Consider the following 14,687-nt stretch of genomic DNA (forward strand, 5'->3'; position numbering starts at 1 on the left):
TTCACTCCAAATCTATCCGGCCATTCTGGTGCTACTCTGTAGCGGCAAAACTGGGTTTACTTTTTTTCGGTGCCGGCACGGCCTGGGCTTTCAGCCTGACGCGCAACGTGTGCCGGGTACCGCCTTCGGCCACCGAATACCGCACGCCAAATCCGTAGTAGCCCCCGATTTGCTGCACAATGCTCAGGCCCAGGCCCGGCGACTCGGAGGCGGCGTTTTGTTTGCGGAACCGCTCGAAAAACCGGGCCGGGTCGCCGCTCACGGCCGGGCCGGTGTTGCTGATTTTCAACTCCTGGGGCGACAGGCTGACGGCCAGCTCGCCGCCGCGCACGTTGTGCTTCACGGCGTTTTGCAGCAGGTTTTGCAGCAGCGAGTCGGCCAGGCCAGGGTGCATGTACACCACCACCGGGCCGCTGATGTCCAGGCCGTAGCGCAGCTCGCGGGCTTCGAACAGCGGCTCCAGCTGCGCCATTTTTTCGGTCAGCAGCTGGTCGAGGCGGATGGGCACGGCCTCGGCGAACTGCCGGTTCTCGATTTTGCTGAGCAGGCTCAGGGCCTGGTGCAGGCGCGAGAGGCGCAGGGTGGCGCCGTAGAGGTCGGCCACGAGCGGGGCGGCGGCGGGGTCTTCGGCCAGGGCGGGCACCTGGAGCAGCTGCTCCAATTGGGCCTGCATGATGGCCAGGGGCGTCTGGGTTTCGTGGGCGGCGTTGGCCGTGAATTCGCGCAGGCTCTCGTAATCGGCCACCAGGCGCTGGCTGAGCACGGTGAGCGCCTGGTTCAGCTCAGCAAATTCCGACACGGCGGGCGTGGGCAGTTCCAGCACCTTGTGCTGCTGCAAATCGTAGGCGCGCAGGGTAGCCAGCGTGCCCCGAAAAGGCGCCCAGATGCGGTGCGACAGCCAGCGGTTTATCAGCACCACACCGCCGAGCAGCAGCGCCAGCACGCCCAGCATCACGCCCAGCACCACGCCCATCAGGTCTTCGGCCTCTACCAGCGACTTGCGCAGCGTGACCCACACCGTGCCGTCGCCGCTCACGGTGAGCGGGAACGTGAGCAGCCGGTGCGGCACCATTTCGTGCTCTATCTTGTCGAGCATCGTCGTGTCGCGGAAGCCCTCGGGCCGGCGCTGCCGGCTCACGGGCAGCAGGGTTTGGAGCAGCTCGACGGGCGGCAGCTCCTCGGCCCGGGCCTTCTCAACCAGTTCCTGCCGGCGGCTCTGCAGCTGCTCATCAATCTCGTTGCGCAGGGCCCAGTTGATGCCATAATACAGCCCCAGGCTTCCCACCACGAACAACAGGGCCGTGAGCAGCAGATAATAGCGGGTGGTGGCGGCGAGCAGGCGCATGATTATCGAAAAGAAGAATACGCTATACTGACCATACGCCTAAATTGCCCGAGCAGATTCCTACTCAGTGCTCAGCTTATAGCCGACGCCGTACATGGTACGGATGTAATTATCGGCGCCCTTCTCCTGGAGCTTTTTACGCAGGTTTTTGAGGTGGGTATAGATAAAGTCGAAAGAGTCTGCCGCGTCAACCGCATCGCCGCACAAGTGTTCGGCAATGGCTTCTTTGGTGAGGACGCGGCCGGGGTTGGCCAGCAGGTACAGCAGCAGGTCGTACTCTTTGCGGGTGAGGGTGAGCAGCTCGCCGCGCACGTGCACTTCGGCCAGGTCGGGCAGCACCAGCAAGTCGCGGAACACGAGCTGCTGCTGGCCCTGAAACTGCCGGCGCCGGATGATGGCCCGCAGCCGGGCATTGAGCTCGGAGAGGTGAAACGGCTTGATGAGGTAGTCGTCGGCGCCGAGGTCGAGGCCCGTGATTTTGTCGTCCAGCGCGTCGCGGGCCGTGATGATGAGCACGCCGGCCGGCGAGCCCGAGGCCTTGAGAATGCGGAGCAGGTCGAGGCCGGAGCCGTCGGGCAGGGTCAGGTCGAGCAGCACGCAGTCGTACTGATACAGCAGGATTTTTTCCTGGGCCTGGGCAAAATCGATGGCGGATTCGACAATATAGCCCGCCTGTTTGAGGGAGCTGAGCAGGGCCGTGCGCAAGGCCGCTTCGTCTTCAACGAGCAAGAGCTTCATGGAGAGGTATTTTTGGGCCCGTCGTATAATAACCGGGTGGGCTATCTAAAACTTCTCCGCGAAGGACGGCCAAAAGTTTGAAGACTTTCTGCGACAGGGCGCGTATGCGCAAGGATACGGCCTCCGCCGGGCCTGATTTTCTTCAGATTTGCGCCGGAGCTTTGCGTGGCTCATCATTCTTTCTGGCTCGTTTGTTCGTTCGCTTTTCCTGTTTGATTCGCGGTTTTGCCTCCGGCGTACTGGCCCTGGGGCTGTGGGCCGGGGCGGCCCGTGCGCAGGTGCCGGCGCCTCCCACGCTCGCGCCGCTGCCCGCCGTGGCCCCCGCCCCCGCCAGCCCCCGCCGGCTCGACGACTTCCTGCGGGTGGCCCGCCAAAACAGCCCGCTGCTGCGCGAAACGGCCAACCAGGTCAGCCAGAATAGCATTGACAGCCTGGTGCGCGCCCGCCAGAACGGCGTGCAGGTGGGCGGCATCGGCTCGGCGCTGTATTATCCTTCGATTACGAATAGCCAGGGCGAAAATGTGCTGGGCTACGACCAGGCCATTTCCAACGGCGGCAACTACGCGGCCATTGCCCAGGCCACCAAGCCCATTCTGAACCGGTTTCAGCTCCAGAACGACTACCAGATTCTGGCCAGCCAGGGCCAGGTGCTGCGCAACACGGGCCGCCTCTCGGCCCTTGATTTGCGCCGCAGCATCACCGACCAGTTCATCAATGCCTATGCCGCTGAAACGCAGCTTGCCTTCAGCCGCTCGCTGCTGGGCCAGCTGCGCCAACAGGATGCCCAGCTGCGCCAATTGGTGAACGGGGGCATCTTTAAGCAGACCCAGTACCTGAGCTTCTACCTCTCGGTGCGCACCCAGGAGGTGACCGTGGAGCAAAACCAGCTGGCCTACCGCCGCGAGCTGGGCACCCTGCGCGCCCTGGCCGGCGTGGCCGATACGGCCCTGATTTCCCTCGAAGCCCCTACCCCGCCCACCCACCGGCCGCTGGCCGGCCTGCTGGCCCCCAGCCAGCGCCAGTACACCCTCGACAGCCTGCGCCTGCTGCTCGACCGCCGCGCCATCGATGCCTACTACCGTCCCAAGCTCAGTGCCGTGCTCGATGCGGGCTTGCAGTCGTCGTCCTACCTGCCTATCGCGCTGGCGCACAGCGTGGGATTTGGCGGCGGCTTTCAGCTGGCCGTGCCGATTTTCGACGGGCACCAACGCCAGCTCCAATACCAGCGCATCGAGCTGAGTGAGCAGAGCCGGCGCGGCTACCGGCAGTTTCTCACGGTGCAGCGGCGGCAGCAGTACGAGCAGCTGGAAAGCCTGATTCGGGCGTCCGATGCGCTGCTGGGCCGCATTCGGGAGCAGGTGCGGGTGGCCGATGCGCTGGTGGGCGCGGCGCGGCAGCAGCTGGCCACGGGCGATGTGGCCATTCTCGATTACCTGAACCTGGTGACCAGCTACCGGACCTTGCAGTTTAGCTTAACGCAGGCCGAAACGGACCGGCTGAGGAGTAGGTTCGCCCTGGACTATCTGGCCGAGTATTAGCACAAGCTTCAGTACGTCATGCAACGCGAAGCGAAGCATCTTTACAGCGTAACTAATCAGATTTAGTATTGCGGTAAAGATGCTTCGCTTCGCGCTGCATGACGGCCTTTTTGTAATTTATGAATTTTCCCAACCGCTTCCTTTTTCTCCTGCTCCTTCCCTGTCTCGCGGCCTGCGGCTCGAAAGACCCCGCCGCCGGTGAGGCCGCCGCGCCTGCCGACGGCGAAGAAGAGCTGGCCGTGAAGCCCCGCGCCCTGGTCACCATCGGCACGGTGCAGCCGGATACGCTCACGGATGTGCTGCGCCTGAGCGCCGTGTCGGCCTTTCAGGCCAAGGATGCGCTGCGGGCCACCACCACCGGCTACGTGCTCCAACCAACCCCCGTGGTGGGCCAGCAGGTGCGCGCCGGCCAAACGGTGTTCACCATCCAAACCAAGGAATCGAAAACCCTGCACTTGGACCAGCTCACCGGCGACCCGCGCCTGAAATTCAGCGGCATTATCGCCATCAAATCGGCCCGCAGCGGCATTCTGGCAACCGTGGACAAGCTGGCCGGCGACTACGTGCAGGACGGCGAGCAGCTCGGCCTCACCTACGATAAAAGTCGGTTCGGCTTCGTGCTCGACGTGCCCGTGACGCAATTGCGCTACGTGCACACGGGCCAGAGCTGCCGCATTTTCCTGCCCGATGGCCGGGTGCTGAGCGGCCGCGTGGCCGAGGTGCTGGCCACGGCCGACGTCACGATTCAGACCCAGCGCTACACCATTCGGCCCGTGGGCACCTTCCCGGATTTGCCCGAAAACCTGGCCGTGCAGGTCGAGATTGACCGCACGGCCCCGCACCTGGCCAGCACCCTGCCCCGCGGCGCCGTGCTGACGGATGAAACCCAGACCCAGTTCTGGGTAATGCGCCTGCTGAATGATTCCACGGCCGTGAAAGTCCCCGTGACCGTGGGCGCGCAGGAAAAGGACCACATCGAAATCAAGAAGCCTGCGTTTTCGGCCAAGGACAAGATTCTGCTCAGCGGCAACTTCGGGCTGGATGATACGGCGGCGGTGAAAGTGACCAGATGAAAATTTTCACGCAGTGTTCCGTAGTGTCAAAGCGCAGTGTCTCGCAGTGCTGTTCAACGGAACAGGTAGAACGACACCGTGCGACACTGCGCTTTGACACTGCGGAACACTGCGTGAACCTGTAATGCGAACCATGCCCAATCGTCCTTCCATTTTCCAAGCTTACAAAGCGCCCATTGCGGTACTGCTGGCCCTGGCCCTGGCCCTGGGCACGGTGGCCTACCGGCGCATCAACGTGGCGCTGTTTCCAGAGGTGACGTTCCCGAAGGTGAAGGTGATTGCCGAGAACGGGCTGGAACCCGTCGACCGCATGATGGTGACCGTGACCAAGCCCATGGAAGACGCCATCAAGCGGGTGCCGGGGCTGAAGCTGCTGCGCAGCACCACCAGCCGGGGCAGCTGCGAAATCTCGGCTTTCCTGGACTGGAGCGCCAACGTGGCCACCAGCCAAACGCTCATCGAATCGCGCCTGAACCAGATTCGGGCCGACCTGCCGCCCACCGTCCAAATCTCCGTTGAGCGCATGAACCCGGCCATCCTGCCGGTGATGGGCTACACGCTGGAAGCGCCGGGCAAGTCGGCGCTGGAGCTGCGCAAGCTGGCCCTGTACACCATCAAGCCGTTTTTGTCGCAGGTCGATGGCGTGTCGTCGGTCCAGATTCAGGGCGGGCGCACCAAGGAATATCAAGTGCAGCTGCTGCCCGACCAGCTGGCCGCCCTCGGCCTCGGGCCCGATGACATCACGAAGGCCCTCACCGCCACCAATTTCGTGCAGAGCAACGGCTACCTGAGCGACTACCGCCGCCTCTACCTCACCGTCACCGACGCGACCATCCTGCAAAAGGAAGACCTCGAAAACATCGTGCTCCGCAACGACGGCCGCCGCATCGTGCGCCTCGCCGACGTGGCCACCGTGGCCCTCGGCGAGCAGCCCGAGTACACCCGCATCAACGCCAACGGCTCCGACGCCGTGCTCATCTCCATCCTCCGCCAGCCCGATGCCAACGTGGTGCTCGTCTCGGATGGCGTGAAGGCCAAGGTCGCCGCCCTCAAATCGGGCCTGCCGCGCGGCGTAAAAATGGCTACTTATTACGACCAGGCCGATTTCGTGGCCGAAGTCGTGCGCTCGGTGCAGGACGCGCTGTGGATTGGCCTGGCGCTGGCCCTGGTGGTCACGGCGCTGTTTCTGCGCTCCTTCCGGGCCACGATGACGATTCTCGGGGCCATTCCGGTGGCGCTGGCGCTCACCATCGCAGTGCTGTATTTCGGCCTGGGCTACTCCTTCAACATCATGACGCTGGGCGCCATCGCCGCCGCCATCGGCCTCATGATTGACGACGCCGTGGTGATGGTGGAGCAGCTGCACCGCGTGGGCGAGGAGCACCCCGGGGCCACGCCCAGCGAAGTGGTGCGCCGCTCGGTGGGCCATTTGCTACCCGCGCTCATCGGCTCCAGTCTGAGCACAATTGTGATTTTCCTGCCGTTCGCACTGCTGGGCGGAGTGGCGGGGGCCTATTTTAAGGTACTGGCTACCACGATGGTGGTGGCGCTGGTGTGCTCATTTTTGGTCGCGTGGCTGGGGTTGCCGGTGATTTATTTGCTGTTGAGCAGGAAATCCAAAGCCGCCCAGTCGTCCACCTCACCCCCTGACCCCCTCTCCAAAAAAGAGGGGGCACCGGTTCGTGAGGACGATTCTACCGGAAGCCTTTCCGGTGCCCCCTCTTTTTTGGAGAGAGGGTCGGGCGGTGAGGTCCAAAAGGACTCCGCCCACCACGAAATCCCCTGGGTGAAGGCCGTTATCCGGCACCCGGCCTACTCCATCATCGGCATTCTGGTATTGATAGGCAGCATGGTGCTCATCATCCCGCGCCTAGCCACGGGCTTCCTGCCCGACATGGACGAGGGTGCCATCGTGCTCGACTACAACTCACCGCCCGGCACCAGCATCGAGGAAACCGACCGCATGCTGCGCCAGGCCGAAAAGCTAATTGTGAAGGTGCCGGAAGTGGCCAGCTATTCCCGCCGCACCGGCACCCAGATGGGCTTTTTCATCACCGAGCCCAACCGGGGCGACTACCTCATCCGCCTCAAAACCACCCGCAAGCGCACCACCGAGGAAGTCATTTCCGACATCCGCGAGCGCATCGAAGCCACCCAGCCGGCCCTCACCATCGACTTCGGCCAGGTTATCGGCGACATGCTGGGCGACCTGATGAGCACCGTGCAGCCCATCGAAATCAAGGTTTTTGGGCCCGATGCCACCAAGCGCTACGCCCTGGCCAACCAGGTGACGGCCGTAGTAGAAAAAGTGGCCGGCACCGCCGACGTCTTCAACGGCATCGTGCGCATGGGTCCCGCCGTGGGCGTGCGTCCCGACCCGCGCCGCCTGGCCCAGTACGGCCTCACCGCCACCGATTTCCAGACCCAGCTCCAGACCCAGCTGGCCGGCACCACGGCCGGCTCGGTGCTCGAAGGCGAGCAGCTGCTCAACATCCGGATGCGCTACCCCAACGCCGCCCAGGCCACCCTGGCCCAGATGCGCGGCGAGCCCATCTTCCTGCCCAACGGCCAGCGCCGCCGCCTCGATGAGCTGGCTACGGTGAGCGTGACGGCCGGCGACGCCGAGCTGGAACGTGAAAACCTGCAGGCCATGACCGCCGTGACGGCCCGCCTCGACGGCCGCGACCTGGGCGGCGCCATGAGCGAAATCCGCCAGAAGCTGGAGCAGCAGGTGCCGCTGCCGCCCGGCTACTTCATCCAGTACGGCGGCTCGTATGCCGAGCAGCAGCAATCGTTTCAGGAGCTGCTCACCATCCTGGGCACGGCCTGCCTGCTGGTGTTTGCGGTGGCGCTGTTTCTGTTCCGGGACCTGAAGGCGGCGGGGCTCATTCTGCTCATTGCCGTGCTGGGGCCGGCGGGCGGCAGCCTGGCGCTGTATTTCACCAACACGCCGCTGAACGTGGGCTCCTACACCGGCCTGATTATGGTGGTCGGCATCATCGGCGAAAACGCCATTTTCACTTTCCAGCAGTTCTTCGAGATTTTGCAGGAAGGCCGGCCCGTGGAGCAGGCCGTGGGCTACGCCATCGCGGCCCGCCTGCGGCCCAAGTTGATGACGGCCCTGTCGGCCATTGCGGCGCTGCTGCCGCTGGCGCTGGGCATTGGGGCGGGCGCGCAGCTGCACCAGCCGCTGGCCATTGCCGTCATTGGCGGGCTGTTGCTGGCACTACCGCTGCTGCTCATGGTGTTGCCCAGCTTGTTGCGCCTCTCCTACCAACAGCAAACGTTGCCGGCAAACCCGGAATTAAGCGCTACTGTGAGGTAAAAGTATATTGTCCCGGAATGTGGCTTCTCAGTCGATAGAATTACCCCTCCTGGTCGATGGCAACGGCCTTTAGCACAATCATAGGGTTAATTTCGCCCCCTTAAGTCAACCATTGAGCCGCTTGCCCGGTTATTGACTCTTGCGGCTGAACCGGCTTGCCGCAGCTTTAGAACAGAAAATATGTGGATTGTTAGACTAGCGCTGGCACGCCCCTACACCTTCGTGGTGATGGCGCTGCTGATTCTCGTGGGCGGAGCGCTGACCATTCAACGGATGGCGGTGGACATTTTTCCCGACATCCCAATCCCCGTGGTGGGCATCGTGTGGACGTATTCCGGCATCGCCCCCGAGGAAATGAACCAGCGCATAGTGGTGCCCGTGGAGCGCGCCATCACCACCACGGTGAGCAATGTGGAGCACCAGGAAAGCCAGAGTTTGAAGGGCATTGGCCTGATTAAAGTATTCTTCCAGCCCGGCTCCAACCCCGACGCGGGCGTGGCCCAGCTCACGGCCATCACCCAAACCTTGCTGCGGGTGCTGCCGCCCGGCATCACGCCGCCGCTCATCATCCGCTATTCGGCTTCTAATGTGCCGATTGCGCAAACCTCGCTCAGCTCCGAGACGTTGGGCGAATCGGACTTGTTTGATGCGGCCAACGCCTTTATCCGGCCCGGCCTGGCGGTGGTGCAGGGCGCGTCGGTGCTGCTCCCGAATGGGGGCAAGCCCAAGCAAATCATGGTCGACCTCGACCCCGATAAACTAGCCGGCAAAAACCTGAGCGGCAACGACGTAGTGAACGCCCTGCTCGCGCAAAACCTCATCATCCCGGCCGGCTCGGCCAAAATCGGCGACCGGGAATACGACGTCAAGCTGAACTCCAGCCCCGAGGCCATTGCTACGCTCAACGACCTGCCCATCAAGACGCTGGACGGCACCACGGTGTACATCCGCGACGTGGCTTTTGTGCACGAGGGCGCCGCCGTGCAGCAAAACATTGTGCGCCAGAACGGCCGCCGCACCGCCATCATCCCCATTCTGAAAAGCGGCGCGGCCAGCACGCTGGACATCATCGACAAAATCAAAAAGGCGCTGCCGAACATTCAAGCCAATGCCCCCCCCGGCCTGAACATCAAGCTGTTGTTCGACCAGTCGTTTTTCGTGCGGGCCAGCATCAAGGGCGTTATCATTGAGGCCAGCATCGCGGCGGCCCTCACCGCCCTCATGATTCTGCTGTTTCTGGGCTCCTGGCGCTCTACGCTGATTATCGCGACGAGCATTCCCCTGAGTATTCTCGTCAGCATTATCATCATGAACATCCTGGGGCAAACCCTGAATATCATGACGTTGGGCGGCCTCTCGCTGGCCGTCGGCATCCTGGTGGATGACGCGACGGTGGAAATCGAGAACATCCACCGAAACATGGGCATGAAGAAGCTGCTGAAACGCAGCATTCTCGATGGTGCTCAGCAGATTGCGACGCCCGCGCTAGTGGCTACGCTGGCTATTTGCATTGTGTTTGTGCCGGTGTTTTTCCTGGGCGGGGTGGCGTCGGCCATTTTCGCGCCGCTGGCCACGGCCGTGATTTTTGCCATGCTGGCGTCCTACATTCTCAGCCGGACGCTGGTGCCCACGCTGGTGATGTTTCTGTTGCGCAAGGAGTTGCCCATCTACCACGCCCAGGAAGAACCCGACCTGCCCAGCCTGCACATGCGCAACGGCCAGCCGGTGAGCAAGGTAGAGCGAGAGCTGGAAGCCATCCGGCGCGAGCAATACGAGAAGGCCCACCCCAGCGGCACGCCCGAGGAAGAGGCCGAAAATCAAATCACCGATTCGGAGCGGAAATCGGCCGAGGGCATTACTCAAACCTGGGTCTGGAAGCTCCATAAGGGCTTTGAGCACCAGTTTGAGAAGTTCCGGGCCGTGTATGGCGGAGCGCTGGATTGGTCCTTGAGCAACCGCCCGAAGGTGATTGTGGCCTTCGCGGTGCTGTTCATCGGCTCGCTCGGGCTGTTCCCGCTCATCGGCCAGAACTTCTTCCCGACCGTGGATGCCGGCCAGCTGCGCCTGCACGTCCGGGTGCCCACCGGCACGCGGGTTGAGGAAACGGAAGTCCGCTTCCGGCAGGTGGAGGACGTGATTCGTAGCGTGATTCCGGCCAATGAGCTGGACCTGGTGCTCGATAATATTGGCCTGCCGGCCATTCCCATCAACCTGCTGCTCAGCGACAACCCCACCATTGGGGCCGGCGATGGCGAAATCCTGGTGAGCATGAAGGAGGAACACGGCCCGACGGGCGGGTACATCAACGAAATCCGCCGTCGAATCCATAAGCAGTACCCGGATTTGACCATCTTCTTCCAGCCGGCCGATATTGTTAACCAAACGTTGAACTTCGGCCTGCCCGCCCCGATTGACATTCAGGTAATCGGCCGTGACAAGGCCGCCAATCAGCGCATCGCGGGTGAGCTGCGGGCGAAGGTCAACAAGGTTCCCGGCGTGGTTGATGCCTTTATTTACCAGGCATTTGACCAGCCCCAGCTGCGCCTCGATATTGACCGGGTACGGGCCCAGGAGGCCGGCCTGTCGCAGCGCGACATTGCCAACAACGTGCTAGTGAACCTCTCGTCCAGCACCCAAACCAGCCCCAACCAATGGCTGAATCCCACCACCGGCGTGAACTACACCGTGGCCGTGCAAACGCCCCCCAGCGCCTTGTCCACGCTCGATAAAATCAACAACATCGGCGTGACTGGCCCTACCCAAAGCCAGGCCCAGCTGCTCAGCAGCTTCGCCACCCTGCGCCGCACCCAAACCACGGCGGTGGCCTCGGACTACAACATTCAGCGCACCGTGGACCTTTACGCCAGTGTCTCGGGCCGCGACCTGGGCGGCGTGAGCAAGGACATCCGTAAAATACTGGCCGAAACCGAGAAAACCCTACCCAAAGGCACCACGCTGGCCCTGCGCGGACAGGCCGATTCCATGCGTACGTCCTTCGCGGGCCTGGGCCTGGGCCTGGCCGGCGCCATCGTGCTGGTATACCTTCTGATGGTGGTGAACTTTCAGAGCTGGATGGACCCACTCATCATCATCACGGCTTTGCCGGGCGCGCTGGCGGGCATTTTGTGGATGCTGTTCGTGACCCAAACCACGCTCAGCGTGCCGGCCCTGATGGGCGCCATTATGTGCATCGGCGTGGCCACGGCCAACTCTATTCTACTCGTCACCTTCGCCAACGAGCGGCGCGAGGAAGAGCCCGACCTCTCGCCCCGCGACGCGGCCCTGGATGCCGGATTCACCCGCCTGCGCCCCGTCCTGATGACCGCGTTGGCCATGATTATCGGCCTGTTGCCCATGTCCTTGGGCATGGGCGAGGGCGGCGAGCAAAATGCCCCGCTGGGCCGCGCCGTGATTGGCGGCCTCATGCTGGCTACCGTTACGACGCTGTTCTTTGTACCCATTATGTTCTCGTATTTGAAGAAGGCCGCGCCCGTGCAAACGGCGCAGGCGTAGGTTCCCACAGAGGGCGCAGAGGTTTTCGCAGAGGAAGCTGAACATTCTGCGGCTTCTGCGAAAGCTTCTGCGCCCTCTGCGGGCTACATACGCTCCAGCAAGTCCCCACCACCTCAAACTCCCGCTTTCCGCCCCCTGCATTCTCAAAATAATGTCCGATTCTAATTCATCCGGCTCCGGTCGGTTCTGGTTACTGATTTTCGTTGTGCTGGTCGTATTCGGCGGCCTGTTCGTGCTGGGCTATTTCCCCCGCCACAAGCAGGAGAAAGCCCGGGATGCCGAGGCCAAGCAAACCGCCGATGCCGCCCCCACCGTGACCGTGGTGCCGGCCAAAGCTGCGCCCGATACCACCACCGTCACCCTGCCCGCCGACACCAAATCCCAGCGCGAAACCTTCGTATTTGCCCGCGCCAATGGCTTTGTGAAGTCCTGGTCGGCCGATATTGGCCAGCATGTACAGGCCGGCCAGGTGCTGGCCGAAGTCACCACACCGGAGCTGGACCAGCAGATTGCCGAGTCCCGCGCCAACCTCGGCCTGGCCCGCACCAGCTACAACCGCCTGGCGGGCGTGGCCTTGCCCGGTGCCATTTCCAAGCAGGAGCTTGACGCCGCCCAGGCGCAGTACGCGGCCCAGCAGGCCGGCGTGCAGCAGCTCCTGGCCCAGCAGGCGTTTCGGCGCGTCACGGCTCCTTTCAGCGGCACCGTGACGCAGCGTAACGTGGAAGTGGGTAGCTTGGTAAACAGCAGCAATGCCACTGGTTCGCAGCTGTTTAAGCTGGAGCAAACCGAAAAACTCCGGGCCTTTGTGCAGGTGCCCCAGAACTTCGCCACGGTTATCAAGAATGGGCAGCAGGCTGACTACATCGTGCCGGAGTTTCCGGGCCGGACCTTCAGCGGGCGCGTGGTGCGCAACGCGGAATCCCTCGACCCCAGCACCCGCACCCTGCTCACCGAAGTACAGGTGCCCAACGGCAAGGGCGAACTGCGGCCCGGCAGCTACGCCCAGGTGCGCTTCCACCTGCCGCGCACCGCACCGAGCGTCATCATTCCCGCGAACGCGCTGGTGCCCGGCGGCACCGATAGCCGCGTGGCCACGGTACTCGATGGCAAGATTCACTACCTGCCCGTGGTCACGGGCCGCGATTTTGGCAACCAGTTGGAAGTAGCCCAGGGCCTGAAAGGTGGCGAGCTACTCGTGCTGAACCCCGTTGAAACCCTGAGCGAAGGCCAGGCCGTGCAAACCAAAGCCTTCACCCCGCCCACAAAGCCCGCCGGCCCACCGCCCGCCACACCCCGGTTCAACGACCCCGATGCGCCCCGCGTGTCCTCGCCGGTGAAGTAGGTATTAGTTGGCAATTATTAGTTGCTCGTTGTCAGTTGTTAGTTATTGGTTTCAATAAAGAGCCAGACAACGAGCAACTAATAATTGCCAACCAACAACTAGCAACTCAAAATGACTTTCCGTCCCGCTTTTTCTTTTGTTGGTTTGCTGCTGTTGGGTGCCTGCGCCACGGCCTCGCACTACCAGCCGCCCGCCGTGAGCACGCCCGTGGCCTGGCAAAACGCCGTGCCCACCGACACCACCCGCTCCCACATCCCGACGGCGGCCGAAACCATTGCCCAAACGCCGGCGGCTCCTTTTGGTGGGCCCGCTACCCAGGCCCAGACCACGGCCGCCACCCCGGCCCCGGCCGCCACCGATACTTCCGCCGCCGCTCGCAACGCGCCGCCCCAGCTGCTGCCCCAAGCCCCGCCCGAAACGACGTGGTGGACGATTTTCAACGACGCTACACTCAACCAACTCGAAACGCAGGCGCTGGCCCAGAACTTCACCGCTCAGGCCGCCGTGGCGCGCGTCGACCAGGCCCGGGCACGCCTGCAAGTGGCTAACTCTTACCGCAGTCCGGAAATCACACTGAATCCTTCGGCCTACCGCACTCAGCTTTCGGGCTTGCGGCCGGTGCCGTTCGACGTGCCCGCCAACGCCGTGACCCAGACCCAGTACTACCTGCCGCTTAACGTGAGCTACGAGGTGGACGTGTGGGGCCGCATCCGGCGCAGCGTGCAGGCCGCCCGCAACGATGCAGAGGCCGCCGCGGCCGATGTGCAAGCCGTGCGCCTCTCCCTCACCGCCGATGCGGCCACCTACTACTTCAACCTGCGCGGCCTCGATGCCGAGCTGGCCGTGCTCGACAGTGCCCGGCAGGCTCGCATCCGCAATGTGCAGCTCACCCAAACCCGGTTTCAGGCCGGGGTTGACAATGAGATTGGCTTTCGCCGGGCCGAAACCGAGCTGGCCAACGTCGAAGCCAGCCTCCTGGATTTGACCCGGCAGCGGGCCGGCGTGGCCGCCGCGCTGGCCACCGTGGTGGGCCAGCCGGCCAGCAGCTTCGTGCTGCCCGCCCGGCCCGATGCCCAGCTGCCCGCAGCCCCCGCCGTGCCCCTGGCCTTACCCGCCACCCTGCTGGCGCGCCGGCCCGACCTGCGCCGCGCCGAACGCCAGCTCGCCGCCGCCGATGCCCGCGCCGACGTGGCTCACCTCGCCCGCCGCCCCACCGTGCTGCTCAATGGCTTCGTTGGCCCGCAGAGCGCCACTTTGGCCAAGCTGCCGCAGCTTTCCAACGCCTACACCTACTACCTGGGCGGCGGCATCGCCATCCCCATATTCAACGGCGGCCGCCTGCGGGGCAACGAGCAGCTGGCCCAGGCCCAGTACCGCGAGCTGGAAGCTCAGTACCGTGGTTCGGCCCTCACTGCGTTTCAGGACGTGGAAACGGCGCTGGCCGACGTGCGCCTGAGCGCGGCCCAGCTCGCGGCCCAGCAGCGGGCGCTGCACGCCGCCCGCCAGGCCGGCCGCCTCACCGACGTGCGCTACCGCAGCGGCCTCACCAACTACTTTGAAGTGGTGGACGCCGACCGCCAAACCCTGGATGCCGCCCGCCTGCTGGCCCAAACCCAGACCGCGCAGCTGCGCTACGAAGTGCTGCTGGTGCGCGCCCTGGGCGGCAGTTGGCAATAAGTCATTGCTGGGGCCTGACCTCAGCAAGAATCAGATGTTCAAAGACTGTTCGAAAATCCCCGCTGGCGCAGCGGGGATTTTTTTATTTAACCCAAGGGACGGTCAATCAAAAGCTTAAGATTTTCCACAGAATCTG

8 protein-coding genes are annotated in these 14,687 nt (G+C 63.5%); 6 read left to right on the forward strand and 2 right to left on the reverse strand.

The annotated features are described in order from the left end of the window. Positions 1-31 precede the first annotated feature (31 nt). The gene (locus J4G38_RS21795) at positions 32-1,345 is read right to left on the reverse strand and encodes a sensor histidine kinase (RefSeq protein ID WP_210517052.1); all 1,314 of its coding nucleotides are present in this window, start codon (positions 1,343-1,345) and stop codon (positions 32-34) included. A 60-nt stretch (positions 1,346-1,405) separates the two neighbouring features. Beyond that, the gene (locus tag J4G38_RS21800; RefSeq protein ID WP_210517054.1) at positions 1,406-2,083 is read right to left on the reverse strand and encodes a response regulator transcription factor; all 678 of its coding nucleotides are present in this window, start codon (positions 2,081-2,083) and stop codon (positions 1,406-1,408) included. 212 nt (positions 2,084-2,295) lie between these two features. Between J4G38_RS21800 and J4G38_RS21805 the strand changes: the two genes are divergently transcribed. The 6 genes from J4G38_RS21805 to J4G38_RS21830 all read left to right on the forward strand — a co-directional run bounded on the left by J4G38_RS21805 (position 2,296) and on the right by J4G38_RS21830 (position 14,551). Beyond that, the gene (locus J4G38_RS21805; protein ID WP_210517055.1) at positions 2,296-3,621 is read left to right on the forward strand and encodes a TolC family protein; all 1,326 of its coding nucleotides are present in this window, start codon (positions 2,296-2,298) and stop codon (positions 3,619-3,621) included. A 119-nt stretch (positions 3,622-3,740) separates the two neighbouring features. Continuing rightward, positions 3,741-4,694: an efflux RND transporter periplasmic adaptor subunit gene (locus J4G38_RS21810; protein ID WP_210517057.1), complete on the forward strand. Its 954-nt coding sequence runs from the start codon at positions 3,741-3,743 to the stop codon at positions 4,692-4,694. A 133-nt stretch (positions 4,695-4,827) separates the two neighbouring features. Beyond that, positions 4,828-8,019 (forward strand): efflux RND transporter permease subunit, encoded by a 3,192-nt coding sequence (locus J4G38_RS21815; RefSeq protein ID WP_210517058.1) that lies wholly within the window; start codon positions 4,828-4,830, stop codon positions 8,017-8,019. Between the two features lie 180 nt (positions 8,020-8,199). Next, positions 8,200-11,532 carry an efflux RND transporter permease subunit gene (locus J4G38_RS21820; RefSeq protein WP_210517060.1) on the forward strand — a complete coding sequence of 1,111 codons (3,333 nt, stop codon included), beginning with the start codon at positions 8,200-8,202 and terminating at the stop codon, positions 11,530-11,532. A gap of 151 nt (positions 11,533-11,683) precedes the next feature. Continuing rightward, positions 11,684-12,874, forward strand: a complete 1,191-nt coding sequence (locus tag J4G38_RS21825; RefSeq protein ID WP_226163658.1) for an efflux RND transporter periplasmic adaptor subunit — start codon at positions 11,684-11,686, stop codon at positions 12,872-12,874. Positions 12,875-12,985: 111 nt separating this feature from the next. Beyond that, complete coding sequence (locus tag J4G38_RS21830) at positions 12,986-14,551, forward strand: efflux transporter outer membrane subunit (protein WP_210517063.1); 1,566 nt, start codon at positions 12,986-12,988, stop codon at positions 14,549-14,551. Positions 14,552-14,687: the final 136 nt, after the last annotated feature.

Source organism: Hymenobacter terricola (assembly GCF_017921975.2).
GTDB lineage: Bacteria > Bacteroidota > Bacteroidia > Cytophagales > Hymenobacteraceae > Hymenobacter > Hymenobacter terricola.

What these genes read in the sequence shown, in the direction of transcription:
- J4G38_RS21825 (WP_226163658.1), top strand. Translation starts at nt 11,684, where the DNA reads ATGTCCGATTCTAATTCATCCGGCTCCGGTCGGTTCTGGTTACTGATT.
- J4G38_RS21830 (WP_210517063.1), top strand. Translation starts at nt 12,986, where the DNA reads ATGACTTTCCGTCCCGCTTTTTCTTTTGTTGGTTTGCTGCTGTTGGGT.
- J4G38_RS21795 (WP_210517052.1), bottom strand. Translation starts at nt 1,345, where the DNA reads ATGCGCCTGCTCGCCGCCACCACCCGCTATTATCTGCTGCTCACGGCC.
- J4G38_RS21810 (WP_210517057.1), top strand. Translation starts at nt 3,741, where the DNA reads ATGAATTTTCCCAACCGCTTCCTTTTTCTCCTGCTCCTTCCCTGTCTC.
- J4G38_RS21800 (WP_210517054.1), bottom strand. Translation starts at nt 2,083, where the DNA reads ATGAAGCTCTTGCTCGTTGAAGACGAAGCGGCCTTGCGCACGGCCCTG.
- J4G38_RS21815 (WP_210517058.1), top strand. Translation starts at nt 4,828, where the DNA reads ATGCCCAATCGTCCTTCCATTTTCCAAGCTTACAAAGCGCCCATTGCG.
- J4G38_RS21820 (WP_210517060.1), top strand. Translation starts at nt 8,200, where the DNA reads ATGTGGATTGTTAGACTAGCGCTGGCACGCCCCTACACCTTCGTGGTG.